The organism is Tenggerimyces flavus, from assembly GCF_016907715.1.
In the GTDB taxonomy this organism is placed as follows: Bacteria; Actinomycetota; Actinomycetes; order Propionibacteriales; family Actinopolymorphaceae; genus Tenggerimyces; species Tenggerimyces flavus.
On record NZ_JAFBCM010000001.1, the window covers coordinates 347,743 to 370,940 of the forward strand.

Annotated in this window: 22 protein-coding genes and 2 tRNA genes; 13 read left to right on the forward strand and 11 right to left on the reverse strand. The window is 66.2% G+C overall.

The window, feature by feature from the left end:
* Positions 1 to 51: 51 nt before the first annotated feature.
* Positions 52 to 1,830 (forward strand): hypothetical protein, encoded by a 1,779-nt coding sequence (locus tag JOD67_RS01780; protein ID WP_205114293.1) that lies wholly within the window; start codon positions 52 to 54, stop codon positions 1,828 to 1,830.
* Positions 1,831 to 2,007: 177 nt separating this feature from the next.
* Here JOD67_RS01780 and JOD67_RS01785 read toward each other — a convergent pair whose 3' ends face one another.
* On the reverse strand, positions 2,008 to 2,712 hold the full coding sequence (locus tag JOD67_RS01785) for a hypothetical protein (RefSeq protein WP_205114295.1): 705 nt from the start codon (positions 2,710 to 2,712) through the stop codon (positions 2,008 to 2,010).
* A 124-nt stretch (positions 2,713 to 2,836) separates the two neighbouring features.
* Between JOD67_RS01785 and JOD67_RS01790 the strand changes: the two genes are divergently transcribed.
* Entirely contained in the window at positions 2,837 to 3,571 is a 735-nt protein-coding gene (locus JOD67_RS01790) for a site-specific integrase (protein WP_205114297.1), read from the forward strand.
* Between the two features lie 53 nt (positions 3,572 to 3,624).
* Here the strand turns inward: JOD67_RS01790 and JOD67_RS01795 are convergent.
* Together JOD67_RS01795 and JOD67_RS01800 are read right to left on the reverse strand one after the other, a co-directional pair.
* Positions 3,625 to 3,700, reverse strand: a tRNA-Lys gene (locus JOD67_RS01795).
* 48 nt (positions 3,701 to 3,748) lie between these two features.
* Positions 3,749 to 4,192 (reverse strand): MarR family winged helix-turn-helix transcriptional regulator, encoded by a 444-nt coding sequence (locus tag JOD67_RS01800; protein WP_205114299.1) that lies wholly within the window; start codon positions 4,190 to 4,192, stop codon positions 3,749 to 3,751.
* Between the two features lie 66 nt (positions 4,193 to 4,258).
* On the opposite strand from JOD67_RS01800, the gene JOD67_RS01805 reads away from it, so the two are divergent.
* The 3 genes from JOD67_RS01805 to JOD67_RS01815 all read left to right on the forward strand — a co-directional run bounded on the left by JOD67_RS01805 (position 4,259) and on the right by JOD67_RS01815 (position 7,409).
* Positions 4,259 to 4,858: a TIGR03086 family metal-binding protein gene (locus tag JOD67_RS01805; RefSeq protein ID WP_205114301.1), complete on the forward strand. Its 600-nt coding sequence runs from the start codon at positions 4,259 to 4,261 to the stop codon at positions 4,856 to 4,858.
* Between the two features lie 80 nt (positions 4,859 to 4,938).
* Entirely contained in the window at positions 4,939 to 7,329 is a 2,391-nt protein-coding gene (locus JOD67_RS01810) for a CehA/McbA family metallohydrolase (RefSeq protein ID WP_205114303.1), read from the forward strand.
* A 7-nt stretch (positions 7,330 to 7,336) separates the two neighbouring features.
* Positions 7,337 to 7,409 (forward strand) — tRNA-Lys (locus JOD67_RS01815).
* A 2,011-nt stretch (positions 7,410 to 9,420) separates the two neighbouring features.
* Here JOD67_RS01815 and JOD67_RS01820 read toward each other — a convergent pair.
* Positions 9,421 to 10,098 (reverse strand): hypothetical protein, encoded by a 678-nt coding sequence (locus JOD67_RS01820; protein WP_205114305.1) that lies wholly within the window; start codon positions 10,096 to 10,098, stop codon positions 9,421 to 9,423.
* A 323-nt stretch (positions 10,099 to 10,421) separates the two neighbouring features.
* On the opposite strand from JOD67_RS01820, the gene JOD67_RS01825 reads away from it, so the two are divergent.
* The 4 genes from JOD67_RS01825 to JOD67_RS01840 all read left to right on the forward strand — a co-directional run bounded on the left by JOD67_RS01825 (position 10,422) and on the right by JOD67_RS01840 (position 13,524).
* Positions 10,422 to 10,820 carry a group I truncated hemoglobin gene (locus JOD67_RS01825; protein ID WP_239553688.1) on the forward strand — a complete coding sequence of 133 codons (399 nt, stop codon included), beginning with the start codon at positions 10,422 to 10,424 and terminating at the stop codon, positions 10,818 to 10,820.
* Between the two features lie 9 nt (positions 10,821 to 10,829).
* Entirely contained in the window at positions 10,830 to 12,014 is a 1,185-nt protein-coding gene (locus JOD67_RS01830) for a globin domain-containing protein (RefSeq protein WP_205114309.1), read from the forward strand.
* Positions 12,011 to 12,628, forward strand: coding sequence for a DivIVA domain-containing protein (locus JOD67_RS01835; protein ID WP_205114311.1), 618 nt, complete (start codon positions 12,011 to 12,013; stop codon positions 12,626 to 12,628). The genes JOD67_RS01830 and JOD67_RS01835 overlap by 4 nt, the downstream gene beginning before the upstream one ends.
* Positions 12,629 to 12,747: 119 nt before the next feature.
* Positions 12,748 to 13,524: a phytanoyl-CoA dioxygenase family protein gene (locus JOD67_RS01840; RefSeq protein WP_205114314.1), complete on the forward strand. Its 777-nt coding sequence runs from the start codon at positions 12,748 to 12,750 to the stop codon at positions 13,522 to 13,524.
* Between the two features lie 66 nt (positions 13,525 to 13,590).
* Here JOD67_RS01840 and JOD67_RS01845 read toward each other — a convergent pair whose 3' ends face one another.
* Together JOD67_RS01845 and JOD67_RS01850 are read right to left on the reverse strand one after the other, a co-directional pair.
* Positions 13,591 to 13,938: a YciI family protein gene (locus JOD67_RS01845; protein WP_205114316.1), complete on the reverse strand. Its 348-nt coding sequence runs from the start codon at positions 13,936 to 13,938 to the stop codon at positions 13,591 to 13,593.
* A gap of 136 nt (positions 13,939 to 14,074) precedes the next feature.
* Complete coding sequence (locus tag JOD67_RS01850; RefSeq protein ID WP_205114318.1) at positions 14,075 to 14,623, reverse strand: dihydrofolate reductase family protein; 549 nt, start codon at positions 14,621 to 14,623, stop codon at positions 14,075 to 14,077.
* 121 nt (positions 14,624 to 14,744) lie between these two features.
* On the opposite strand from JOD67_RS01850, the gene JOD67_RS01855 reads away from it, so the two are divergent.
* The 3 genes from JOD67_RS01855 to JOD67_RS01865 all read left to right on the forward strand — a co-directional run bounded on the left by JOD67_RS01855 (position 14,745) and on the right by JOD67_RS01865 (position 17,121).
* On the forward strand, positions 14,745 to 15,407 hold the full coding sequence (locus JOD67_RS01855) for a hypothetical protein (protein WP_205114320.1): 663 nt from the start codon (positions 14,745 to 14,747) through the stop codon (positions 15,405 to 15,407).
* A complete protein-coding gene (locus JOD67_RS01860) occupies positions 15,407 to 15,796 on the forward strand; it encodes a DUF2089 domain-containing protein (protein ID WP_205114322.1) in 390 nt (129 codons plus the stop codon). Before JOD67_RS01855 ends, JOD67_RS01860 begins: the two co-directional genes overlap by 1 nt.
* 80 nt (positions 15,797 to 15,876) lie before the next feature.
* Complete coding sequence (locus tag JOD67_RS01865; RefSeq protein ID WP_205114324.1) at positions 15,877 to 17,121, forward strand: vanadium-dependent haloperoxidase; 1,245 nt, start codon at positions 15,877 to 15,879, stop codon at positions 17,119 to 17,121.
* Here the strand turns inward: JOD67_RS01865 and JOD67_RS01870 are convergent.
* Positions 17,118 to 17,705 (reverse strand): helix-turn-helix domain-containing protein, encoded by a 588-nt coding sequence (locus tag JOD67_RS01870; protein ID WP_205114326.1) that lies wholly within the window; start codon positions 17,703 to 17,705, stop codon positions 17,118 to 17,120. The genes JOD67_RS01865 and JOD67_RS01870 overlap by 4 nt on opposite strands.
* A gap of 60 nt (positions 17,706 to 17,765) precedes the next feature.
* Here JOD67_RS01870 and JOD67_RS01875 point away from each other — a divergent pair, with 60 nt between their 5' ends.
* The gene (locus tag JOD67_RS01875) at positions 17,766 to 18,713 is read left to right on the forward strand and encodes an NAD(P)/FAD-dependent oxidoreductase (RefSeq protein ID WP_239553689.1); all 948 of its coding nucleotides are present in this window, start codon (positions 17,766 to 17,768) and stop codon (positions 18,711 to 18,713) included.
* Between the two features lie 2 nt (positions 18,714 to 18,715).
* On the opposite strand, the gene JOD67_RS01880 is transcribed toward JOD67_RS01875, so the two are convergent.
* From JOD67_RS01880 to JOD67_RS01895, 4 genes are all read right to left on the reverse strand, one after another.
* Positions 18,716 to 19,189, reverse strand: coding sequence for a VTT domain-containing protein (locus JOD67_RS01880; RefSeq protein WP_205114328.1), 474 nt, complete (start codon positions 19,187 to 19,189; stop codon positions 18,716 to 18,718).
* Positions 19,190 to 19,840: a CDP-alcohol phosphatidyltransferase family protein gene (locus tag JOD67_RS01885; protein ID WP_205114330.1), complete on the reverse strand. Its 651-nt coding sequence runs from the start codon at positions 19,838 to 19,840 to the stop codon at positions 19,190 to 19,192.
* 86 nt (positions 19,841 to 19,926) lie between these two features.
* Positions 19,927 to 20,661: a GNAT family N-acetyltransferase gene (locus tag JOD67_RS01890; protein WP_205114332.1), complete on the reverse strand. Its 735-nt coding sequence runs from the start codon at positions 20,659 to 20,661 to the stop codon at positions 19,927 to 19,929.
* Between the two features lie 222 nt (positions 20,662 to 20,883).
* The gene (locus tag JOD67_RS01895) at positions 20,884 to 23,133 is read right to left on the reverse strand and encodes an exo-alpha-sialidase (RefSeq protein ID WP_205114334.1); all 2,250 of its coding nucleotides are present in this window, start codon (positions 23,131 to 23,133) and stop codon (positions 20,884 to 20,886) included.
* Between the last annotated feature and the right edge of the window lie 65 nt (positions 23,134 to 23,198).

Here is a 23,198-nt window from a genome sequence, read left to right on the forward strand (position 1 = left end):
CTTGGTCCCGAGTACCTAAAGGAAGCCCTCATAGCCCGGCACAACCGGCGGATGCTGAACATCCAGGACATGCCTGATGACCTGCGCTCCGTTGGGTTGCAATCTCTTGCGCCGGTGCCGTTCCTGGATCGACTTCTTGTCAATCACGGCGCAAGCAAGGACAGGCCGCCAGCATCATATGCCGGTCCATGGATCGATCACCTAGCTTGGGGCGTGGATAGCGCGGTGGCGGCGATTCGCCTTGCATTAGCGGGTCAACTGGCAGGCGCAACAATGGTTGCACGGCTTCAGTTGGAGCGCTGGACGAATCATCGCGCATTCAATGCGAAGATCGCCCATAGGTCCGGGGAATCTAGCTTTGACTACTTCGCAAGGGTCTGGAGTCTTGACACTCAGGCGCAGACGTCTCACACCACTGATCTTGAGGCTGATCCTTCTGGAGACATCTTTGGAGGGCATGCCATAACTGATGCGTTGACCCGATCCGTGGGGGAACCCGACGATCCTCATCGCCACGTTCGGTTGAGTGACGGCGAAGAGATCTGCGCGGCACTGACGCTGGGTCTGCTTGATGATCTGTTACATGGGTTCGACGGCGTGGATGCTGTGGAATGGGACTCACGAGAAAGGTGCGACCCTGGTAAGGTTCCGGCGAATGCATACGTGGCAATAGGCGCGATCGCAAGTGCTGTAACATTGAGCCTTCGGCAGATTCGAGAGGCTCTCAGCCTTCTCGCGATCGAACGACAGGATATGAAAGCTGTCATGATATTGCGACAGTTTCCGGACCATTTCTCGAAGGCTGACAGCGATAGTGGTACTGAAGTGGCCGGACGTGCGCCGATACCCAAGCAGGCGAAGTCACCCCCGATCCCGTTCCCTGTCCAACTTTCAACTCCCGACCTAGCGTCATTGCTGCCGTTGCATCCAATGCATGGACTTCGCACCAATCCGTTGGGGGCTACTGAGCGCGCGGCGGAGTTGTTCGACCAGGTGTTAGATGGACAGAAGCCCTTCGGTCGCTATTTTAGAGACGACGAGCTTCTTAGATTCGCTTTTGCTTGGCACCGTCGTGCATCTGCCCGCTCTGCGCTGCTGGCGTTTGATCAAGAGCGTGAACATTTGGGAGACGACTTCAATCTAGACTCTCTGGGCGGAAGGGAGATGTGGTACGTACTTGTCAGTGAAGCGGCTGGTGTAGCTGCGGGGTGGTTGTCCGGTCCAGAAGCTGATGCTGGTGCGCTAATCGCGAGCGGCTTACGGTCAGCCTATTGGCTTTGGCTTGAAGATGACGACAGGGCGATGGCAGTCCTCCGATGCGTCTTGGAACAATGTGCTCGGATGAGGGCGTGGCGTACCAAGCCAGAGAAGGCGGCACAATTGGAGGAATCAACGCGAACGACGCCTCGCGATTGGCTTGGCGCGGCTAGCTGGCGAAGATTGGAGCCACTCAACCGAGCCCTTGGAGAACTAGCTCATAGCAGAATCACGTCAAGCTGGCATGGTGCTAGAGAGTTGCTCGCCACATTCCAGAGGGACGGTGATAGCGAAGAGTCGTTCTTTACCGCAAGGGGACATTGTCTCGACGTAGTAACGAAACTTGCTTGCCAGGAGGTTCTCGCCACATCAAGACAGGTCTCCAACGCCGTTGGCGACGAGTTCGACGCGTTGTTTCAATCGATTGGAATTGCCGGTGCAGAGGTTGACGTCGAGCGAGGTGCACTTTTCGACCATATTTGGAGCAAGAGAAGCATTCCCCTTGGCCCGCCCACCTTTGGTGGGCCAGCGGTGGAATGGTTCCGAGCAAATCGCGCCGGTGCAGGCTCGTGACAATTCATGGTTTCGTCGGAGGGGATGGCTGGAAGTCGCCTGACAGTTACGTGTCAACTTACGGAGCCCATCCAGGAGTCGCGCGTCCATGCCCTAGCCCTGAAGAAGCAGCAATTCAAATGCGTCGAGTACGCAACGGGGGATGATTTTCCGGGAGGTCCGCATAGACTGTCTCGACTATCGCTGCAGCCAAGACCTTGTCGCCTTGTCCCCACCATCGGTTAAGCGCCGGAAAGGCCGTGACGATTCGGTCAGCAATTTCGTGTCCTTGCATTTGAAGTACTCCGGATGGCAGGCGATGCTTATGCCACCTGAATAGAGCATCTGGCAGGACGTGTCATCGCTGAAGTTGAGCCTTTGACTTACGTATGCGACTACCAAGGGCATTTGCTCTGGCTCGTTGTTTCGGTAGGTGGTTTGATCGGATAGGTCGATTTCACTTGTCGATGCGATCCCCTCTCTGAGAAGAAGGAGTCCAACGGCCAGCGGATCGTAGACAATGTTCTCCACAGCGTACCTCTCGGGGAGCCGCGTTACGCCGGCAGGAGGAGCTGCGTCGTTGTTATCTCGGTCAATGAGGCCTTGTACCTTATAAGGACCACTCTGGCGAAGGCAGTTGACAAGTTCGAGTACTGCGGCATTTCCGCCGCGGCCTTTGGCTGTTGGGATGAACTCTAGGATTAGGTCCTGCCGCGAAACCTTCGGCTTGATCAATCGGAATAGTTCTTGGTAGCAGGCTTGATCAATTTCCGCCTCCACGAAGACTTGCCGGCGGTTTTCAACTCGTACCGTGAGCGTCTCGACGCCTTTAGTACCCGGTACCAGTTGGATCGGCACGTCCTCCCCGCGGTTGGCGAGTTGGAGGTAAAGGGAGTTCACCACCGGACGAGCCGATCGGCTGATCAAGGCTGTTCGTGCGGCTGTGCGCGCCAAGGCGGGTAAGGGATCGGGTGCGAAGCTTCGGCGGGGTTGTGAGGCGAGTCGCGGAGCCAGCGCGGCTAAGACCTTGCGAACGGTCCTCACCGGCATACCCGGCCTCGCAGTTCGTCACGGGGCACTGGCGACCAACCCGCTTCGTGAGATAGCGCGCATCGAAGGTTCCCGGAACGGCGGCCGATCGTTGGTGGTGGATGAGGCGCGAACCCTGCGTCAGAAGATCCGGACGCACGAGAAGGCTGTCAGATGGGACCTGGCCGACTTCGCCGACATGATGCTCGGTACAGGTTGTCGGATCGGCGAAACCGCCGCCATCCACCTCGACGCGATCGACTTCAACGAAGGTGTTGTCGCGGTGCGTGGGACAGTGATCCGGGTCAAGGGAGTCGGACTGATCGTCAAGAAGCCCAAGAGCGACGCTGGTGAGCGCATCGTGGAGCTCGCGGGCTGGACCGTTGACATGATCAGGCGTCGCATGCCGGAGGACGCGTCACCGGATGCTCTGGTGTTTCCCGCGCAATTGGGTGGCCTGCGTGACCCGTCCAACACAAGCGCGGACCTCCGGCAGGTCTTCGACGACCTCGGGTACGAGTGGCTCACCTCACACGTGTTCCGACGCACGGTCGCGACGCTGATGGATGAGGCAGGCTTGTCAGCTCGGGCCGTCGCTGACCAGCTCGGACACGCGAAGGTATCGATGACGCAGGACCACTACTTCGCGCGAAAGATCGCCCGTACCGGGGCCGCCAAGGTGCTCGGTCAGCTCGCTGATGAGTCGGACGGAGAAGGCCAATCCGGGGGGTAAACGGGGGATGGCCCGGTCGACTCGAAGGTCTGCGAAGCGCTGACCTGGGGGTTTGGTGGGCCGCCAGGGGATCGAACCCTGAACCCGCGGATTAAAAGTCCGCTGCTCTGCCAGTTGAGCTAACGGCCCGTAGCGGTATGAGGGTACCCGGCCGGCGGTCTGGAGGCTGAGCGGTCCTCAGTCTGGCTCCGTGAGCTCCGCCACCGGAAGGTTGTGGAGGGCCTCGAGCGCGCGGAGGAAGACGCGGCGGTCGGCGGGGGGGAGGACGGCGAGGAGAAGGTCCTCTTTCGCCTGGATCGCCGCCTGCGCAGCATCGCGCACCTCGCGGCCGGCGGGCGTCAGGGACAGGTAGCGGGCGCGGCGGTCGGCTGGGTCGGTGGTGCGTTCGATCAGGCCCCGCTCCTGCAGTTCGTCCAGCACCGGGATGATCCGCGTCTTGTCCGCCCCGATCGCCGTGGCCAGGGCGGCCTGCGTACGTACCGGCGACACCTCCAGCCCCAGCAGCACCCCGTACCCCCACATCGACAGCCCATGGGCGCGCAGGATCGGCAGCTCCACCTCCTGGACCAGAGCACGGCCCAGCGGGTAGAGCATCGCGGCGAGATCGGGGCGTGGTGCCATCGCCAAAGAACGATACGCGTGGACAGATCCTAAGCGCACGCATACGATGTGCTTATGCTTACTATCGTGCAGCTAGACGAACGCGTGGTCCGAGTCTCGATCGACATCGCTAAGCACCTCACCAGCGCCGATCTCGACCGCCCGAGTACGTGCGCGGGCTGGACCGTTGGCGACCTCCTCGCCCACATGACCGCCCAGCACAACGGGTTCGCCGCCGCCGCGAACGGCATCGGCCTCGAACTCCAGCACTGGCAGGTCGCGCCAGCCACCCCCGAGGCGTACGTCCGATCCGCCGAGCGCGTCCTCCAGGCGTTCGCCGCCGACGGAGTCACAGAGCGCTCGTTCCATCTTCCCGAGTTCACGACCTCGCGCGGCTTCCCCGGCGCCCAGGCCATCGGCTTCCACTTCATCGACTACGCCATCCACAGCTGGGACCTCGCGCGCTCGCTCGGCCACTCGTACGACCCGGCGGACGACATCGTCGAGCCCGCGTACGAGATCACCGCGGCCATCCCCGACGGACCCGAACGCCTCCAGCCCAACTCCCCGTTCCGCCCCGCGCTCGAAGACGCCGGCGACGGCAACAAGTGGCACGCCGTCCTGCGCATGCTCGGCCGCGACCCGAACTGGCGACCCGACGCAAATCCACTGGGTTCGTCCGCCTAGCCGGTCGTAAGATCGCGAGGGTGACTGGCCCAGACGAAGGTTATGAAGCCGTCAACCTCCTCCCCCACTGCAATGCCGGCGTGAAAGACCTGCCCGGCGACGAGAACGATCCGCCGCTCGGGCGCGCGACACTCCGCGGCCTCCCGTTCCTCATCGGCTCCGAGGACCAGGACAGCGAGCGCTGTTTCCTCGTTCCGGAGCAATCCGTCTCGATCGACGTCGGCAAGCAGGCGAGGCACGTGATCGTCGCGCACCGCCTGCTCGCCCCGACCCAGCCGCACGCCCACGGCGTGGGTACGCAGGTCGGCGAGTACGTCTTCCACCTCGCCGACGGCAGCCAGCACTCGGCGCCGATCCGTGAGCGGTTCGAGATCCAGATCGTCCAGCCGGAGTGGGGGCGTCTCCCGTTCCGCGCCGTCAGCGACGCGTTCGACCGCAAGGCGGACAGGTTCGAGGGCCGCTGGGAGGAGTCCGGCGGCCGGCTCGCCGAGCACTCCATCGGTTGGCCGCAGGCTTTCTTCTTGTGGTGTTGGGAGAACCCGACTCCGGACGTGGCGATCGAGCGCATCGAGATCGTCCCGACCGAGCATCGGATCCTCGTCGGCGGCATCACGCTCGGGTACGGCGAGGAGTACCCGTTCGTCCGCACGCCGGCGCGTCCCGTTCGGCTGACCGTCACGGACGACGGCGCCGCCGAGAACGAGGGCGTGCTCGACCTCAGCGTCGACCGCGGCGTCGCGACGTACCCGCAGCCGATCTCCTCAGGCGACGTGCGCCCAGGCTGGGGCACGCCGAACCCGACCGCGGCGAGTCCCTCGTACGCCAGCGTCTCCGCACTGCCCTCGGCCACGCTCAAGGTCAGCCACGACGACACCTCGCTCGGCGAAGTCCGCTGGGGCGACGTCGAGCGCGATGGCCAAGCCAGCAACGACAAGGTGCGCGTCGAGCTCGTCGACCCAGGGCGCAACTGGGTGCATGTCACCGTCGTCGACGACGCCACGGGCAAGCCCGTGCCGTGTCGCGTGCACTTCCGCTCACCCGAGGGGATCCCCTACCAGCCCCACGGTCATCACCAGCACGTCAACCAGAACCTCGGCAGCTGGCACTACGACGTCGGCGGTGACGTGCGTCTGGGCGAGACGACGTACGCCTACATCGACGGCACCTGCCAGGGCTGGCTCCCTCGCGGTGACGTCCAGCTGGATATCGCTCGCGGGTTCGAGTACGAGCCGGTGCGGCAAACGGTCCGTGTCGAACCCGGTCAACGCGAGCTTACGGTAAGGCTTCGACGTCACGTGGATCTTGCTTCCACAGGGTGGTTTTCTGGGGATAGCCATGTGCACTTCTTGTCCACAGCCGGTGCGCAACTCGAGCAGCTCGGCGAGGATCTGCGCGTTGTGAACCTGCTGCAGGCGCAGTGGGGCGCGCTGTTCACCAACACCGAGGACTTCCGCGGGCGTCCGGCTGTGATCGACGACGCGCCGGGCTACTTCACGTACGTCGGGCAGGAGAACCGGCAGCACGTTCTCGGCCACCTCGTGATGTGGGGGATGAAGCGGCCGGTGATGCCGTGGTCGAGTGACGGGCCGGACGAGGCGGACCTCGGTGGCGCGCTGGACACGACCTTGTCGGACTGGGCGGATCGCGTGCACGCGGAGGGCGGAACGGTCGTCGCCGCGCACTTCCCCGCGCCGAACGGCGAGCCGGCCACATTGATCGCGACCGGTCGTGCTGACGCCGTCGAGATGCTGGCGCAGTCTGGGGACTCGATCGCGGAGTACTACCGATATCTCAACAGTGGTTACCGATTGCCGCTGGTTGGGGGTACGGACAAGATGTCGAACGGCGTGCCCGTGGGGTTGTATCGGACGTACGCGCGGCTCGATCAGGACGAGGAGCTGACGTACGAGGGCTGGTGTCGCGCGGTGCGGCAGGGGCGCACGTTCCTGTCGGGCGGGCCTTTGCTGTCGTTCTCCGTCTACGGTCGGCAGGCGGGCGACACTCTCGAGCTGTCGGGACCGGGGACGGTTCCCGTGTCCGCGAAGGCCGACAGCGTCTTCCCGCTCCGTTCGCTGGAGCTCGTCCGCAACGGCGAGGTCATCGCCGCGGCGACGGGTGACGGCGTGCGGGAGCTGTCGTTGGAGGAGGAAGTGCGGATCGACGGCCATGCCTGGTTGGCGGTCCGTGCGTTCGGCGTCGACGCCCACCTGGACGAGTGGGCGCGGCCAGTCTTCGCCCACACCTCGCCGGTGTACGTCGCCTGCGCCGGGCCGTGGGGGATGGCCGACCCGGAAGGCCTGCGCTACATCCGCACCCTGGTGGAGGGAGGGCGCGACTACGTCCGCCACACCGCGGTGCACCGCAACGACGCCCTGACCACCCACCACCACGGCGAAGCGAACCACCTCTCGTGGCTGGAACGCCCGTTCAAGGAAGCGCTGGAGGCGTTGGACCGACGCAACAACGGATAGAGAGGCCGGGCCGTTAGCTCAACTGGCAGAGCAGCGGGCTTTTAACCCGCGGGTTCAGGGTTCGATCCCCTGGCGGCCCACCCACAAACAAGCAGGTCAGAAACAGCTTCGCCTACAGCCCCTCGCGTCCCTTCGGTTCGACTCAGATCACGCCGGACTCCGGAAACTCCATTCGGAGACGTTCCTCAGCCTCACGCAACTCGCTCGACAGCGAGCCGGCTCTCAATCCGAGGTTCGGCGCTGGCTGCGACGTCAGAATTGCCCTCCATGCGGGGCAGAGCCACTAACAGAACCATTTGACCTGCGGGTCACTCGGAATGAAGGGCCGTTCGGACGGGAGGTCCGTCGACGATGAGGATCGTACGGGGCTCCCGCGTTCCACAGGTCGAGGAAGTCGGCGCCGGCGAAGTCCGGGAACCGTGTGTCGTCGCTGTAGTCTTTCTTGAAGTCGGCGACGCCGAGCTGGCTCCGCTCTGGCGGGCGAGCTGGGCCAGCAGGGCCATGGTGAATTGGGTCTTTCCCATCCCTGAGGCACCCAGATCTCGGCGTGGCCATTCTGCAGGATGCCCTGGCCGAGGCCCGGTTCGGCTGGGACCCGGCGATGCCGGTCAAAGACACCCTCACCAGTACACCGACGTCAACCAACAAGCAGCAGAGTTCCAAATCGCCGAACTACTCGGCATACCCCTTCCAAGAGCCGGCGCCGTCGGAGTAGGAGTACGGCTCGGCGCCAAGGGCGCCCAAGCAGGCGCTCGAGCTGCCGCAAAGGCCGCAGGCTCAGCATTTAGGCTGACCTCATTAGGCAACTCTCTCTATGAGACCCCGACAGGATTGATCCATGGCCCGGGCTCCAAGCATGGACATCGACTAACACATGTTCTTCAGCATGGCTTTCCGGACACAACTAAGAAGAAGCACAGTGTATTCTCAACTGGCAGCGGAGCACTCAAGACAGTAGATGAGGCGTGGATGGTGCGCGGTGCGCCGGATCTAAGCGATCCCGGAAAATATGTGGTACCCACGGGTAGGGAAGTCGGCACGGCCGGCGAAACCAGCGTGACGATCATTGTGCAACCCGGCACACCCCGGATTATCACGGCCTACCCCTCGCCATGAGCATTTTCGTCGAGTGCCCACGATGTGGCCAGGGGGCGGTTTCCTTATACCTCGTGAGGGCGACGGGCGAGGTCATCAGGGTGTGCGATGAGTGCGAGGCTGTATGGGATGCTGACGTCGAGCCAACCGTGCCAGGCTTCACCACGTTCGAGGAGTACATGGCAATGCGTGGGCGGCCACCGGCTTGGTCAGAGCTCGAGCCACAGGATCCATGAGCGCTAAGTAGCGGGTGTTCGGTCGACCCTGTTACCTACGTCGACCCGTGGCCACCCTCGTTCGAAGCTACGGTCGGGCAGGACACTTGTACCAGCCTGGCCGCCCGCCCGGCGGTCAGCCGAAGCAGTCAGCCGAGGCTGCCGACCTTGATCAGAGTCAACGAGGCGGTGAAGGCCATGGAATCAGTGCCCGTTTGGCGGCAGTCAACGAGGACGGTCAACGGCGACGCGGACTGGACTGCTCCGGTGAGTGCCAACGAGGAAGGACCAGAGAACACGCCGGTGTCACACCAGTTCCCGAGAACCTCCGCGGCCGTGTTGATCATCGTCTCGTTTGCCTTGAGATCGCACGACACGGTGGGCACCTCGTTGCTGTCACTCCCAAAAGCCCGCTACCACAACGGCCGCATTGAGCACGTATGCGCCGGCACGGCCCGACGCACCACGACGCCCGATCCGTTGGTGCTTACAATATCCAAGCGCCCAGAGCCGGCGAAACCTTGTCTTGGGCCGGGTGGCCCAGTAAGCGCGGCCGGTCCGGTCGATCCCGGGGCGCCGCCTCGACCGTCTTGGCCAGGTTCTCGGGGATGCCAAGTGGCCCTTGCTCGCCTTTGGCGCCGGGCAGGCTGAGGTTGAAAGACTCCTCCAACTCGGAGTAGCCGTCGATGGACCGGAGCCCGTACCTGACGCGGACAACGTCGAGTAGGTTGCGCGCCACCGTTCCACGGGCCATGCGGTCACGCTCCTCACACGCGGGTGGTTACGAGGTCATCACTGCGAGAGCGGCGCGGAGGCGGGGGAGGTAGTCCGCGGGGTGGTCGTTGAGCTGGAGGTCGGGGATGTCGAGGAGGTATCGGCATCGATCTGGGGGTACTCGGGACGCGAAGGCTTGCGGATCGCGGAGGAGGTCGTCGAGGAGGCTCCAGCCCACGCTGAACAGGTCGATGACCTTCAGGTTGCCGTCCGTCGACAGCAGCACGTGACGCTCGCCGAGGTCGATGCCGGTCCACCAGGGCACGGTCCGCCGTCCACGTTCGTCGATGGCGTCGACCTCGCGACGGAGTGCGCGCAAATCGGGGTCGGACCGCGCCGGGCGCTCCCAATCCCCGAGGAACGTCTCCACCGAGTTCCTAGCGGGCACGGCCAGGTGCTCGAGCACGGCCAGATGCCCGCCACCCTCGAGCCGGGTAGCAAGCTCCAGCGAGGGAACGTGGCGATTGCCAGCGCACCGTCGGCAGAGTTCGACGAAGTACCCGTACACGGGCTCGAACGGGCTCACCCGCGCTACCAACTGGCCGCTCGGCGACCGGTACGCATAGGCCCAATCGCCTTGGCCACACATCTTCCAGCCCAAACCCTCGACCCGGTCACGCGCGATGCGAGGACTGAGCTCCGTCCACCGCAGTGAGAGCAACGGGGCGAGGTCGGCGTTGTGCACCTCCAGAACTCTAGGCAGGTGTCCGGCGATGGCCAGGTGTCCGATGGGGGCAGATCGCTTTCAATGCTGGCAGATTCCGGAGTGGCGTGGGCTTCTCACCTGGGCGTTTCCGAGCGCATCCCTCGCAGAGCATGACCAGCCAGCCATCCCGGGCAGAGTCGTCATCCAACGGGCAGTAGCAGGCGATAAGCGCAAAGGGCAGGCAACACAGGGCATTGCGGGCGGGAGGGGTTGCGGCGGGTTGTCACGCGCTGGTAGCACTGCGTTGTCGTTGGGCCAGGGGCAGAAGTGATCATGACGGACAACGCGGAGGGAACACTTCGATGGCGAAGCACGCCTCGACCGATCAGATCAGCCTGCCGACCGATTATGAGCGCATTGGTGGCGCCCCGGCCGTGAGTGCGGTGGTCGATCAGTTTTACCAACGCCTGTTGGACGATCCCACTCTCACCGGCTTCTTCACCCACACCGACCTCCCACGACTCAAGCGCCACCAGGTCCTGCTGATCTCGCAGGTCCTCGGCGGCCCGGCCGAGTACTCCGGCCGAGAGCTCGGGCATGCCCACGAAGGACTCAAGATCACGAACGAGGACTTCAAGCGCGTCGTCCACCACCTCGTCGACACCCTCAGACACAACCACGTCGAGGAGGAGATCATTGGCAGGGTGGGCGAGGCGCTGGCGGCCACCGAGAAGGACGTCGTCGACGCCAACGCGAGCTAGCCAAACAGCATGGACACTCAAGCACTCAAGAAGAGCTGGGATGTGGTCGCCGCGAATGGCGACGAGGTGCCGTTGTTCTTCTACTCGCACCTGTTCCTCAGCCAGCCCGACCTCCGCGAGATGTTCCCCATCTCGATGTCCGCCCAGCGCGACAAACTCGTCGGTGCGCTCGGGAGGATCGTCAGCAACGTCGATCAGCTCGCCGACGTCGTCCCGTTCATCCAGCAGCTCGGCAAGGACCATCGAAGGTTCGAGGTCGTTGCCGACCACTACTCGGCCGTCGGCGGATCCCTGCTCGCCACCCTCCAGCACTTCCTCGGCAGCGACTGGACCGCGGAGCTCGCCGCGACCTGGGCCGAGGCGTACGGGCTGGTGGCCAAGGTCATGGTCCAGGCCGCCGAGGAGTCCGCCGACAAGGATCCTGCCTGGTGGACGGCACACGTCACCTCGGTCGACCGCCGCACGATGGACGTCACCGTCCTGAGGATCAAGCCTGACCAGAAGATCGACTACCAACCCGGCCAGTCGATGGCCATGGAGTTCTCCCAACGCCCGAGGCTGTGGCGCTACTTCAGCCCCGCGAACGCTCCCCGCGCCGACGGGTCGTTCGATCTGCAGGTCCAGCTGATCGACGGCGGCCAGGTCAGCAGCTCGGTCGTACGACAGGCCAAGCCAGGCGACCAGGTACGCATCGGCGCCCCCGTCGGCGACCAGCTCGTCATGCCCGACGGCAGCCGCGACCTCGTCATGGTCGCAGGCGGTACGGGCCTCGCCCCGATGCGCGCCGTCCTCGAGCAGGTCGACCGCCGCTGGCATACCGAACGCCAAGCACCACGCATCCACCTGTTTCACGGCGCCCGCATGCCGTGGAACCTCTACGAGCGCCCGCTCCTCACCCAGCTCGCCAGGCAGCAGCCCTGGTTCGACTACACCGAGGTCGTCTCCGACGACAAGTCCTACCCCGGCGTCCGCGGCCTGGTCGGCACGACGGCCGCCGAGAGCGGCGTGTGGCGCGGTCGCGTGGTGCTGGTCTGCGGCTCGCCCGCGATGGTGAGCCACACGGTGTCCGAGCTCACCGACGCCGGCGCGCCGCACGACGACATCAGGTTCGAACGGTTCGACGCCGGCGAGCGCCTCCGTACGGACGGCAACGAATTGGTCCACCAAGGATTCGGGGCAGGAGACGACCAGTGACAGAGCTCGCCCGCAAGCCGCATCCCGCCCAACGGCATTCGCCGCGCGCGGTCAGGGACGCCGACTTCCCGCGTCGTCTGCGGGGACTCGACGAGAACGAGGTCCGCGCGTTCCTCGAGACCGTCGCCGGGCAGATCGAGGCCGCGAACGACGAACGGGCCAAGCTGCGCGCCGAGATCGAACGGCTCAAGCGCACCGCCACCCCCGCCAAGCAAGCCAAAGGCAGCCCACCGCCCGAGATCAACGCCCACGCCGTGGCCCTGTTCAGTCAGGCCCAGCAGGTCGCGGACCGCCTGGTCGCCGAGGCCGTCCAACACGCCCGCGACCTGATGGCCAACGCCCGCGCCCAGCAGCGGGAGATCCTCGAACGTGCCCACCAAGCCGCGTCGAACGCCACCGGCGACGACCAGAACCCCGCCGCCGCCACGCACGAGATCGAGTACGTCCGAACGTTCGCCCGCGTCGCCCAGGTCCAGCTCCGCTCCGTCCTCGACGCCCTCACCGAGGAGGTCGACAAGCTCGGCCAGATCCCCCACCTCGAGGAGCCGACCGGCAAGGTGCTGCCCTGGGACCTCCACACCCGTCAGGAGCAGCAAGTCTCCCGTCCCCGTTGAGAATCCGCCGAACGTCCGCTGCCGGTCGTGGCCGTTGGCGGAAGCTCGCTGGCGCGCCCGCCCACCCGGGGTGATCGTGAAAGGAGTAGGCACCAGCGAGAAGGTGGGGCGTCCGCATCATGTTGAATCCTGAGGTTGCGCCGGGTCCGTTCACCGACCTGGACAAGTTCGTCTTCGAGTCGTGGGGTTATCTGCTGATCCCGAGCGTCCTGACCGCGGACGAGGCGGCGGAGTGCTACGAGGCCTCCCGCCGGCTGCACGCCGACCGGGACCGCGCGTTCGGCCAGATCGGCCGCGGGTACGAGACCGAGCCGTGCCTGGAGAAACTCATCGACCACCCGGCCGTCCTGCCCAAGGTGCGCGGCCTGTTCGGCGACCGCTTCATCCTGCAGGCCAGCTGGAACACCATGCAGCCCGCCCACGGCGGCGTCGGCGGCTGGCACCAGGACGGGTCGAGCGCGTACGACTTCAAGCAGCTCAGCTACCCCGTCCCGCTCATCCAGCTGCGCGCCTCGTTCCTACTGACCGACCAGACCAACCCGGGCACGGGAAACATGGAGCTGATCCCCGGCAGCCACCGCAGCCAGGTCCCGCTGCCGGCCGAGATCCGGTCCGAACGTGGTGACGTTCCCATAGGTCACGTGATCTGCGCGCCGATCGGCTCGGTCCTGCTGTTCCACAACGGCGTCTGGCACCGGACGTACCGCCACGACGGCGACCAGGACCGCTACACCGCGCACTACGTCTACAGCCCGCCGTGGGTACGGGCGGCCGACCGCTTCGACAACAACGACGAGTTCCTCGACAACACCACGCCGATGCGCCACGCACTGATGGGTGCCTTCGAGCGGCCGGACGCCCCGTACGGCGCCAGCTACGAGCCGCTCCCCTTCTAGCCGACGTCCCACCGACAGCGCCGGGGCTGTCGCGGCAGACGCCAGCGACAGCCCCGACTCCAGTAGTCACTCCGCCGGGGGCTCGAAGAGCTGGCGGACCTCGACGCCGCCGCCGGGCTCCTTGGTCACCGGGTTGGCCGCCGCGACGCGGACGGCGGTCTCCAGGTCGGCCGCCTCGATGACGTAGTAGCCCGCGACGACCTCCTTGGCCTCGAGGAACGGGCCGTCGGTGATGGTCGTGCCGCGAACGGCCTTGGCCTCCGTGCTCGGCTGGAACGCGAACCCCACCGTCGGGGTGCCGCCCAGCTCCTCCATCACGGTGCCGTACTGCTCCAGGCCAGCCGCGTACTCGTCCGAGATCGTCATCGGGTCGGCCGGCGCAGCCTGGTAGACGAAGATTCCGTACTGAGGCATGTCGTGCTCCTTGGTGTGTGGTGATCGACCTTCTTACCGTCCCGACGAACGGGTCCAAGGCGAAATCGACACGCCACTGAAGCAGATCTACGCGACGACGATCTTGTCCAGCTCGGGCGCCCGGCAGGTAAGGGGTCTAGCTCGGTGCGTACGCGGCGTAGGTGAGCCCGTTGGCGAACGACTTCGCGGCCAGCCGGCGCAGTCTCGGCACCTCGTACCCGTCCGGGAACAGCCGGCGCCCGCGTCCCTGCACGACCGGGTAGACGAACAGCCGGTACTCGTCGACCAGCCCCGCCTCGATCAGCCCATGGCACAACGTGATGCTGCCGGTGACCACGATGTCCTTGCCCTCGGCCTCCTTCAGCGCCCGGATCCGCTCGAGCGGGTCGCCGCGGAGAACCTCCGTGCCGGCCCACTCCGGGTCGTCCATCGTCGACGAGACGACGTACTTCCGCACCCGGTTGAGGTAGTCGGTGACGCCGGTCTGGTCGTCGGTCTGCTGCGGCCAGTAGCCGCGCATGTCCTCGAACGTCTGCCGGCCGAGCACCAGCGCGTCGGCGTTGACGTCCTGGCTGTGCACCTCCGCCGTGAGCTCAGCGTCCTGGTCGGCCGGGTCGAACCAGTCGCCGAGCATCTCGATCGAGCCGTCCAGCGTGATGTTCTGGGTGATCGCGAGCGTGCGCATGAGCTCTCCTCGGGTTGGCGTCCTTTCCAGGTACGACGTGGATCGCACGGAAACCTCATCAAACCCGGTCCACGCGAACGACGGGATTGACAATCTGGAAACCGCTGCTTTACTAACTGACATGAACGACACCCAGACGCGTAGCATTCTGGAGCAGCTCGCCCAGGGCGAGCTCACCGCGGCCGAGGCCGAGGAACGCCTCCGCGCCCTCGACGGGCATCAGGTCGAGGAGGAAGAGGAGGAGCACGACGAGCCGACCGTGGTCCTGCGCGAGTCAAGCGGCCTGCGCAAGGTGCGCGCGCACGTTCACGGCTCGAGCATGCTCGAGATCGTCGGCGTGGACGACATCGAGGAGATCCACGCCTACGGGCCGAGCGAGCTCACCACGCGCAACGCGGGGGACGTGATCGAGGTCAACTGCCAGCTCGGCGACGAGGCGGTCCTGATGATCCCGTCGGACGTCGAGCTCACGACGGACCTCCACGGAGGCGAGGCGGCGATCCGCAACCTCCGCGGCACCCTCCAGGCCGAGGTCAACGCCGGTTCGTTCCGATGCGAGGCGGCACTGACCCACGGCGCGTCCACGATCAAGGCGAACGTCGGTGAGCTGGACCTCGTTCTCGACCCGACGTCCGACGTCCACATCACCGTCCGGTCGATCGCCCAGCTCGACGTCTCGCCCCGGCTGCGGAAGGTCGGGCGCGGCGAGTGGGAGTTCGGCAACGGCTCGTCCACACTCGAGATCACCGGCCACACGGGTTCGATCTCCATCTCGGTCGCCTGATGCCCAAGCGGCACAATCCGCCCAGCACGTGCCCCACCTGTCAAGGCCAGCTTGCTGTCTCGGGTTTGCACTGCGACGACTGCGGAACCGAGGTACGCGGACACTTCCGGCATTGCGACTTCTGCGCGCTCGACGACGCGCAGCGCGACCTGCTTCGCGTGTTCCTCACCGCTCGCGGCAACACCAAGGAGCTCGAGCGCCACCTCGGCGTCAGCTATCCGACCGCACGAGCACGCCTTGACGATCTCCTTGCGGTGTTGGGGATTCCCGTACGTCCGGTCGAACGTACGGAGCCGCGCACCGATCGCCGCAAGCTCCTCGACGCTGTCGCGAGCGGCAAGGTCGACGTCGAGTCCGCGATGCACGAGCTCAGCCAGCGCCGGACGTAGGTCGACAATCCGGACGTCGGACCAGCCGTTCCCAGAGCCTTCCCAGAATCCCCCTAGAGCCGGCCGCCACCATCCGGGGCATGAGAAGCACGATCCTGGCCGCCAGCGCGGCCGCCGTCCTGTCGGTCGGACTCGTCGCCCCCGTGGCGTCGGCCGAACGGCCCGCCGATCCGGCGGTAGTGACGACGTGGAACCAGGTCGCGGCAGACACGATCGCCAAGGCAGGGGTGCCCGTTCAGGCCTCCGCTCTGTACTTCGGCTTTGTCTCGCTCGCGACATACGACGCGGTGGTGACGATCGAGGGCGGCTACGAGCCGTACCTCCGCCAACCACGCGCGCACCGCAAGGCTTCGTCGCAGATCGCGGCCGCGACGGCCGCGTACAAGACGTTGCGCCACTACTTCCCCGCCTCCGCCGCCGACCTCGACCTGGCGTACGACTCGTCGCTCGCGACGGTCCCGAACGGCGTCGGCAAGACCGAAGGCGTCAAGGTCGGCGAACGTGCCGCGCAGGCACTGATCGACGAGCGCGCCCACGACGGACGCGACGCGCCGATCACGCTGAACGTCACGCCGAAGCCCGGCGTGTGGCGGCCGACGCCGCCCGCGCTCGCGCCGATGTCCACGCCCTGGTTGGGATTCGTCGATCCGCTGACGCTGAGGTCGCCGAAGCAGATCAAGGTCCGCGGCGTGTACTCCATCAAGAGCAGGGCGTACGCGAAGGATGTCGAAGAGGTCCGCGCGTGGGGCGAGAAGGACGAGTCCGTACGTTCTGCGCACCAGACGGAGACCGCGCTGTTCTGGAGCGTGAGCCCGGTGCAGCAGTACCAGGCCGCGCTGCGCGACCGGCTGAAGCGGCACCCGTTCGACATCGCCCGCAGCGCTCGGGCGTTCGCGATGCTGAGCTCGGCCAATGCGGACGCGCTGATCGCGTGTTGGCGGACCAAGTACGACGACCCGTTCTGGCGGCCGGTCACCGCCATCCGCGAGGCGGTCGATCCCGCCAAGCGCGACCTGGACTGGGAGCCGTTGATCGCGACGCCGCCGTACCCGGAGTACGCCAGCGGGCACGCGTGCGTGAGCGGCTCGGCGAGCGAGGTGTTCGCGCGGCTGTTCGGCAAGCGGTCGCTCGACCTGAACATCTCCTCGACCGGGCCCGGCACGACCATCACCCGGCACTACGACAGCGCGCGGGCACTGGACAAGGAGACGATGAACGCGCGTGTCTGGCTCGGCATCCACTTCCGCTGGGCGATGGACGACGGCAACAAGCTCGGGCACCAGATCGCCTCGTGGGCGATGAAGCGCGAGTTCCAGCGGGACTAGCTCTCCCGCTGACGGGAGCGGGGCGTGGCGCGAACGTGGATGCGCTCGCCCTGCCTCCCGAACAGGCTGAGGACCTCGACGGGTTCGTTGCCCGCCGAGCCCAACCAATGAGGCAGTCGAGTATCGAACTCGGCTGCCTCGCCTGGTCCCATGACGATGTCGTGCTCGGCGAGGACGAGCCGCAGCTTGCCGGAGAGCACGTAGACCCACTCATACCCCTCGTGAACGCGGAGCTCCGGCTCGGTCTGGTCCGCGGGGATCAGCGCCTTGTAGGCCTGCAGGCCGCCGGGCTGTTGGGTGAGCGGGGCGTACGTCCGGCCGTGCGCCTTGAACGGCTTGACCCGGATCCGCGGATCGCCGGTCGCCGGAGCCTCGACGAGCTCGTCGAGCGGGACCTTGTGGGCCTGCGCGATCGGGAGCAGCAGCTCGAGGCTCGGCTTGCGCTGGCCGGCCTCGAGCCTGGACAGCGTGCTCTTGGAGATCCCGGTGCGCTCGGCGAGCGCGGCCAGCGTGACGTTCCGCTGGGTACGGATCCGCTTCAGTCTCGGTCCGACCTGGGCCAGTGCGTTCGCGATCGCGTTCATGCCACCAATTCCACGCGCTCATCCCAGAAATGGCAACTTCAGTTGTCACTTTGGCCGCGGATGCCGGAAGCTTCGGGGCAGGAGGTGATCGTCGTGGTGTACGACGTGGTGATAGTCGGAGGTGGCGCTGCCGGGCTGAGTGCGGCGCTCGTTCTGGGGCGGGCGCGGCGCTCGGTCGCGGTGGTGGACGCGGGTTCGCCGCGGAACGCGCCGGCGGACCAGCTGCACGGATTCCTGTCGCGGGACGGGATGTCGCCGTTGGAGCTGCTGTCGGTGGGCCGCGCCGAGGTCGCTGGGTACGGCGTCGAGCTGTTCGAGGACCGGGTGGTGGGCGTGGACTTCGGGTTCTACGTTCGCCTCGCCGGCGGGGCGACGCTGAAGGCGCGGCGGGTGCTGTTCGCGACCGGCCTGCGGGACGAGCTGCCCGAGCTGCCGGGCGTCAGGGAGCGATGGGGACGCGACGTCCACGTGTGCCCGTACTGCCATGGCTGGGAGGTGCGGGACCAGCCGATCGGCGTGATCGGGACGTCGGCGCTGTCGGTCCACCATGCGCTGCTGATCCGTGGGTGGTCGGACGACGTGCTCTACTTCCCGCAGTCGTTCGAGCCATCGGAGACGGAGGCCACGCAGCTGGCGGCGGTCGGCGTGCGTCTCGTCGCCGGGACCGTGGCCGGCGTGCAGGTCGAGAACGACCGGGTGACCGGGGTGCGCCTCGAGTCGGGCGAGGTCGTGGCGCGGTCCGCCGTGTTCCTGCGGCCGCCGTTCGCGTCGCCCGCGGATCCACTCCTGCGCGCGCTGGGGTGCGAGTTCGACGAGACCGGCTTCGTCCGTACGGATCCCTCGGGTCGCACGACCGCCTGGGGCGTCTGGGCGGCCGGCAACGTCGCCGACCAACGCGCGGCCGTCGTCACCTCGGCCGGCGACGGCTTCGCCGCGGCGGTGGCGATCAACACCGATCTGCTGGAGGAGGACATCGAACGCGCGGTGCTCGCGCTCACTCCGGCGTAGGACTACTTTCCGAACTGGAGGCTGACGAAGCCGGCGATGCCGAGGATGGCGGCGAACCGGCCGAAGCGGCCGATGAACCCGGTGACGAGGAACAGCGGGAGCGGCACGCGCATCTGGCCGGCCAACACGGACAGGATCGCGAACGGGGGAAAGCCGAACAGCGCCGACGCGAGCAGCACGAAGCTCGCCAGTACGCGATTTCCACCTAGCCGGCCCTGCCACTTCTCGAACGAAGCCTTCCAGCGCGGCGACTCGAGCTTCTTCTTGATGAACGGCCAGTTCAACGAGCTGCGTCCGAGCAGGAAGTACGCGATCTTGCCGACCATCTGGCCGGCGGCCGCGGTGAGGGCGACGAAGATCAGCTGCCATTGGCCGCCGTGCACCAGCGCGCCGACGCCCGCCACGTACGCCTCGGCGTTGACCACGGGGATCAACGCCGAGGCGATGCAGTAGAGGAACGTCGACAGGAACAGCATCTACGCCACCGCGGCCCGCGCCGACGACGCGCACCCGTTGGGCATCGGGATGCCGAGTTTGCTCAACCGCCACAGGGACCACAGCTTCAGCCCGAGGATGCCCAGCGCCACAATCGTGCACAGCAAGGCCGAACGGGTGAACACCATCAGCAGCGCGACCGCCGAGGAGTTCAGCGCCTTGCCGAGCTTCGACCAGTTCCACCGCCAGATCGTTCGGTCCACCAGGCCGAAGTAGTCCGGGCTCACGATCGGCCAGGACAGGAACGCCAGCGACAGGAACATGTCGATGACCATGAACTCGAACAGGAACACCCCTACCGGCAACACCATCGACGGATCCAGCCAGGCGAAGCCGAGATAGAACGTCGCCGCGCAGAAACGGTCGCACACGATGTCGAACGTCGCACCCGCGCGCGTCTCCGTGTCCGTCAGCCGCGCCAGCGCCCCATCCGCCATGTCGCCGACCCAGTAGATGCCGAGCCCGATGAGCAGGAACGTCAACGACGACGTGACAGCGCCGTACAGCCCGAAGCCGACCGAGCCGACCGTCCGGACCATCGTGACGACGGTCGCGCCGGTCAGCAGCTGGCGGTGGGACGGACGCAGGCAGCCACGATGCCCGCACGCGGCGTACTGCACGGCTTTGCGCATCATGGCTCCCCTCGGCTGCCCAGCGAAAGTGGGTATTCCAAGAGAGCATAGTTACCCGGCTCGTCGACCGCCGTACACCACGGCGGTCAGGACGGCGCGCCGGACCACCAGGACGACATCGTGAGCGTCTCGAACCCGAGCGACTCGTACAGCGGTCTTGCCGCGGTCGCGGCGGTCAGCGTCGCCGGCCGGTCGTCGTGATGCTCGAGGACGACATGCATGAGGGCGCGGCCGATGCCGAGCGAACGGTGCTCGGGCAGCGTCGTGACCCAGTAGATCCCGGCCGAACCGCCCGCTTCGACGGTCATGGTGATGCCGACGGGTACGTCTTCGCGGGTGGCGACGAAGTAGTTGATCTCGTCCCGTTCGAACAGGGCGCGCGGGAAGGCTTCGCCTTGCCCGTAAGGCTGGAACGTCTCCAATGGGAACGCGTCGACGGCGATCCGCTCGATCGTCGGGAGGTCCTTTGGGTCATCCGTCAAGGCGATCTTGACGACCGGCGTGGGAAGCTCCGGCAATGGACTCGGCTGCCTGATCATCACTGCCAACTGGCGCTTGACGAGGCCGAGGCCGCTGAGATCGACCGCGCCGTACGCGTCCTCGAACGTCACCCCGCCAGCCGACGGCCTGGTCGCCTGCGCCTTCAGCTCGTCGACGTCGGCGGCAGAAGGCGAGGGCGACAGCACCATCACCCGCCGCCCGCGCCGACCGCCTTCGACGACGAGGTAGCTGTCCGTACGCACGTGCTCCTGCTCGCGCGACTCGGCGAGCGCGGTCCACAACGCCGCGGCGTTCGCGACCGCCCGCTCGAGATCACCCATCGGCCTGTCCCCTCCCGCTCCGAAAGACGCGGGTCAGCCTAGAGCAGGCCGCCCTAGTGCTCCTTGGACGGCTCTCGAGCGACTCCCCAGTGACGGCCAATGATCATGTTTACATGATCATTGGCCACTTTACGTGGGATACACTCCGCGTAGAGCACCCACTCGCCAGGTAAGGCGGCATCGGTGCCCATCCGCCAGCACCACCGACGTACGCCACAGGTCCTAGTCGAGCGGCGTGATCGAGACGTCGTCGTACGCGTGCTCCATGTTGCCGACATCGGCCGGCACCAGACCGGTCTCCGCCTTGAACCCGGTGAACTTCTGCACGTCGGCGAGCCTGGTGGTCGTCGTGCCCATCGGCGTCCCGTTCAGCGAGACCGTGGTCTCGCCCTTCGTACTCTGGATCTCGACGTTCATCCAGAGCTTGTTGGCGATGGCCGGGCCGACCGCGCCGAACTGGGTCCAGGTCGTGCCGTTCCAGACGCGCACCATCATGCGGTTGTTCGCCCAGTCCGCGCCGAAGTGCAGCCGGTACGCGGGCACCTCCTGGCCCTCGGCGTTCGTGCCGAGGATGTCCCAGATCGCGCCGGCGCCGTACCCGTAGCCCTCGAAACCGAACGCGATCCGCTGCGTGTCCGCCGGGGCGTTCGACGGGAACGTCGCCTGCGCCTTCGCCGTCTCGTCGGCGTCCACGAGCACCATGTGCGTGGCGGAGTTGTCGACGCCCGGCAGGATCGTGTCGGCGACGAACGCATAGCGGGTGTCCTTCAGCGTCCGCGGCACACCGTTGATCGCGTCGTTCTCGAACGTCAACAGGTCCTTGACGTAGATCTCCAACTCCGTGACCGCTGTCAACGGGGCGTTGCCGGGGAGGATCCGTACGTAGCGCGCCTTGACCGGCTCGAGCTCGTGGTACCGCATGGCGTAGTCGACGCGCGGACCGGTGTTGACGAGCACGCGGCTCCACGTACGGCCGTTCTCCGACACCTGGACGCGGGCGCCGTTCTTCTCGCCCCTGGCCATCATCAGGCCGATCTTGTCGAGCGTGTACGTGTGGTCCAGCTCGACCGTCAGCCCTTGCCCGCTGACGAGTCTGGCCGCCGAGCGATACTCCGAGCTGCCGTCGACCGCACCCTGGATCCGCTGCTCGGCGAAGCGCGGGTCGGCCGCGACGACGCCACCGGTGAGCTTGACCGTTCCGGCCTTCACCTTCGTCGTCAAGTCCAGCTTGCCGACGCCGGCGCCGAGCGCTTCGACCTTCCTGGTCCAGATCTTGTTGTCGTGCCCGTACTCACGACACATCCAGATGTTGTGGCAGGTGTCGCCGAACGCGAGGGACGAACCGTTGTGCAGCGAAACGAGATCCATGTTGCCGCTGCTGCCCATCCAGCGCCGCGTCGGCTCCTCACCGGGGTGCCGGGAGTAGAGATTCTCGCCCTTGTCCCAGGTGCGGCCGGTCCCGTCGAGGGCGACCACGACGTTGTTGTCGGGACGGCCATAACTCATGAGGAGTTGGCCGTTCGGCTGCAGGACGAACTTCGGCATGATGCCGTTGTTCGGCATGCCGGCGGGCGGGACGTACGGCTTCGGCGCCTCCCAGGTGAGCCCGTTGTCGTCGGAGAACGACTGGGTCATGGGCATCGCCGGCGGGCGCGCCACCGGCTCGGAGCCGCGCATCATCGCGACCAGCCGGCCGTCGGAGGTGCGGCCCAGGCCGAGCTCGTTCGTACTGAATGACGAACCAGCGTTGACGGCTGAACGTTGCCGGAACGTCTGGCCGCCGTCGGTCGACTCGAAGACGAGGCTGTACTCCTTGGCGACGCCGTTGATCGTGCCGTTGCCGTAGCCACCGAGCAGGATCGTGCCGTCCTCGAGCTCGATCAGGTCGCGGTGCACGCGGTACCAGTTCAGCCGCCACTTGTTCTCGATGAGCGGCGCGGTCCAGGTCGTCCAGGACTTCGCGACATCGGTGGACTTCGCCATCGGGATGCCGATCCGGTTCGGCGCCGGCGCGGTGGTGGGGACGAAGCTGGCGCCGAGCACGTCGCCGTTGTGCAGCCGCGTGGTGGCGACCATCGTGAACGTGCTGGGCAGCGCGTCGTACGGGACGAAGACCTGGCCGTTCTCCTCGGCGACCGCCCTGGTGTTGCGGAGCGGCGCGGTCGGGCTGTCCTCGTTGCGTCCCCAGCTGGCGACGACCTTCTTGACCGTTCTGCCCTGAATGACCTGGTCGATCGAGAACGCCATCGGAGCGGCGCCGAGCTCGCCCGGCCCTGGTGCCCACGGGTACCACATGGCCCCGCCGGACAGGGTCGACGCATCGCCGGCCGCACCGTCCGCGAGCGGCGGTGGTTCGGCTTTCGCCTGTCGTGGTTGGGAATTCGTGATCGACGTGCCGACCAGAATGCCGACAACCAACATGCTGACCATTCCGCTCGCGCTGACAGCCCAGCGCTTCCACCCGGTGCGCATGGCTCGGAATGTAGTCGATATGGAACGCCGTGCCACGATTGAGGCCTAGGCCGAATGCGGCCAAC

Bases quoted from the DNA above. Each gene is read 5' to 3' on its own strand.
- JOD67_RS01830 (WP_205114309.1), top strand. From the start codon at position 10,830: ATGGACACTCAAGCACTCAAGAAGAGCTGGGATGTGGTCGCCGCGAAT.
- JOD67_RS01870 (WP_205114326.1), bottom strand. From the start codon at position 17,705: ATGAACGCGATCGCGAACGCACTGGCCCAGGTCGGACCGAGACTGAAG.
- JOD67_RS01860 (WP_205114322.1), top strand. From the start codon at position 15,407: ATGCCCAAGCGGCACAATCCGCCCAGCACGTGCCCCACCTGTCAAGGC.
- JOD67_RS01880 (WP_205114328.1), bottom strand. From the start codon at position 19,189: ATGCTGTTCCTGTCGACGTTCCTCTACTGCATCGCCTCGGCGTTGATC.
- JOD67_RS01800 (WP_205114299.1), bottom strand. From the start codon at position 4,192: ATGGCACCACGCCCCGATCTCGCCGCGATGCTCTACCCGCTGGGCCGT.
- JOD67_RS01865 (WP_205114324.1), top strand. From the start codon at position 15,877: ATGAGAAGCACGATCCTGGCCGCCAGCGCGGCCGCCGTCCTGTCGGTC.
- JOD67_RS01780 (WP_205114293.1), top strand. From the start codon at position 52: ATGCTGAACATCCAGGACATGCCTGATGACCTGCGCTCCGTTGGGTTG.
- JOD67_RS01840 (WP_205114314.1), top strand. From the start codon at position 12,748: ATGTTGAATCCTGAGGTTGCGCCGGGTCCGTTCACCGACCTGGACAAG.
- JOD67_RS01875 (WP_239553689.1), top strand. From the start codon at position 17,766: ATGCCGGAAGCTTCGGGGCAGGAGGTGATCGTCGTGGTGTACGACGTG.
- JOD67_RS01825 (WP_239553688.1), top strand. From the start codon at position 10,422: ATGGCGAAGCACGCCTCGACCGATCAGATCAGCCTGCCGACCGATTAT.
- JOD67_RS01885 (WP_205114330.1), bottom strand. From the start codon at position 19,840: ATGCGCAAAGCCGTGCAGTACGCCGCGTGCGGGCATCGTGGCTGCCTG.
- JOD67_RS01855 (WP_205114320.1), top strand. From the start codon at position 14,745: ATGAACGACACCCAGACGCGTAGCATTCTGGAGCAGCTCGCCCAGGGC.
- JOD67_RS01850 (WP_205114318.1), bottom strand. From the start codon at position 14,623: ATGCGCACGCTCGCGATCACCCAGAACATCACGCTGGACGGCTCGATC.
- JOD67_RS01895 (WP_205114334.1), bottom strand. From the start codon at position 23,133: ATGCGCACCGGGTGGAAGCGCTGGGCTGTCAGCGCGAGCGGAATGGTC.
- JOD67_RS01845 (WP_205114316.1), bottom strand. From the start codon at position 13,938: ATGCCTCAGTACGGAATCTTCGTCTACCAGGCTGCGCCGGCCGACCCG.
- JOD67_RS01890 (WP_205114332.1), bottom strand. From the start codon at position 20,661: ATGGGTGATCTCGAGCGGGCGGTCGCGAACGCCGCGGCGTTGTGGACC.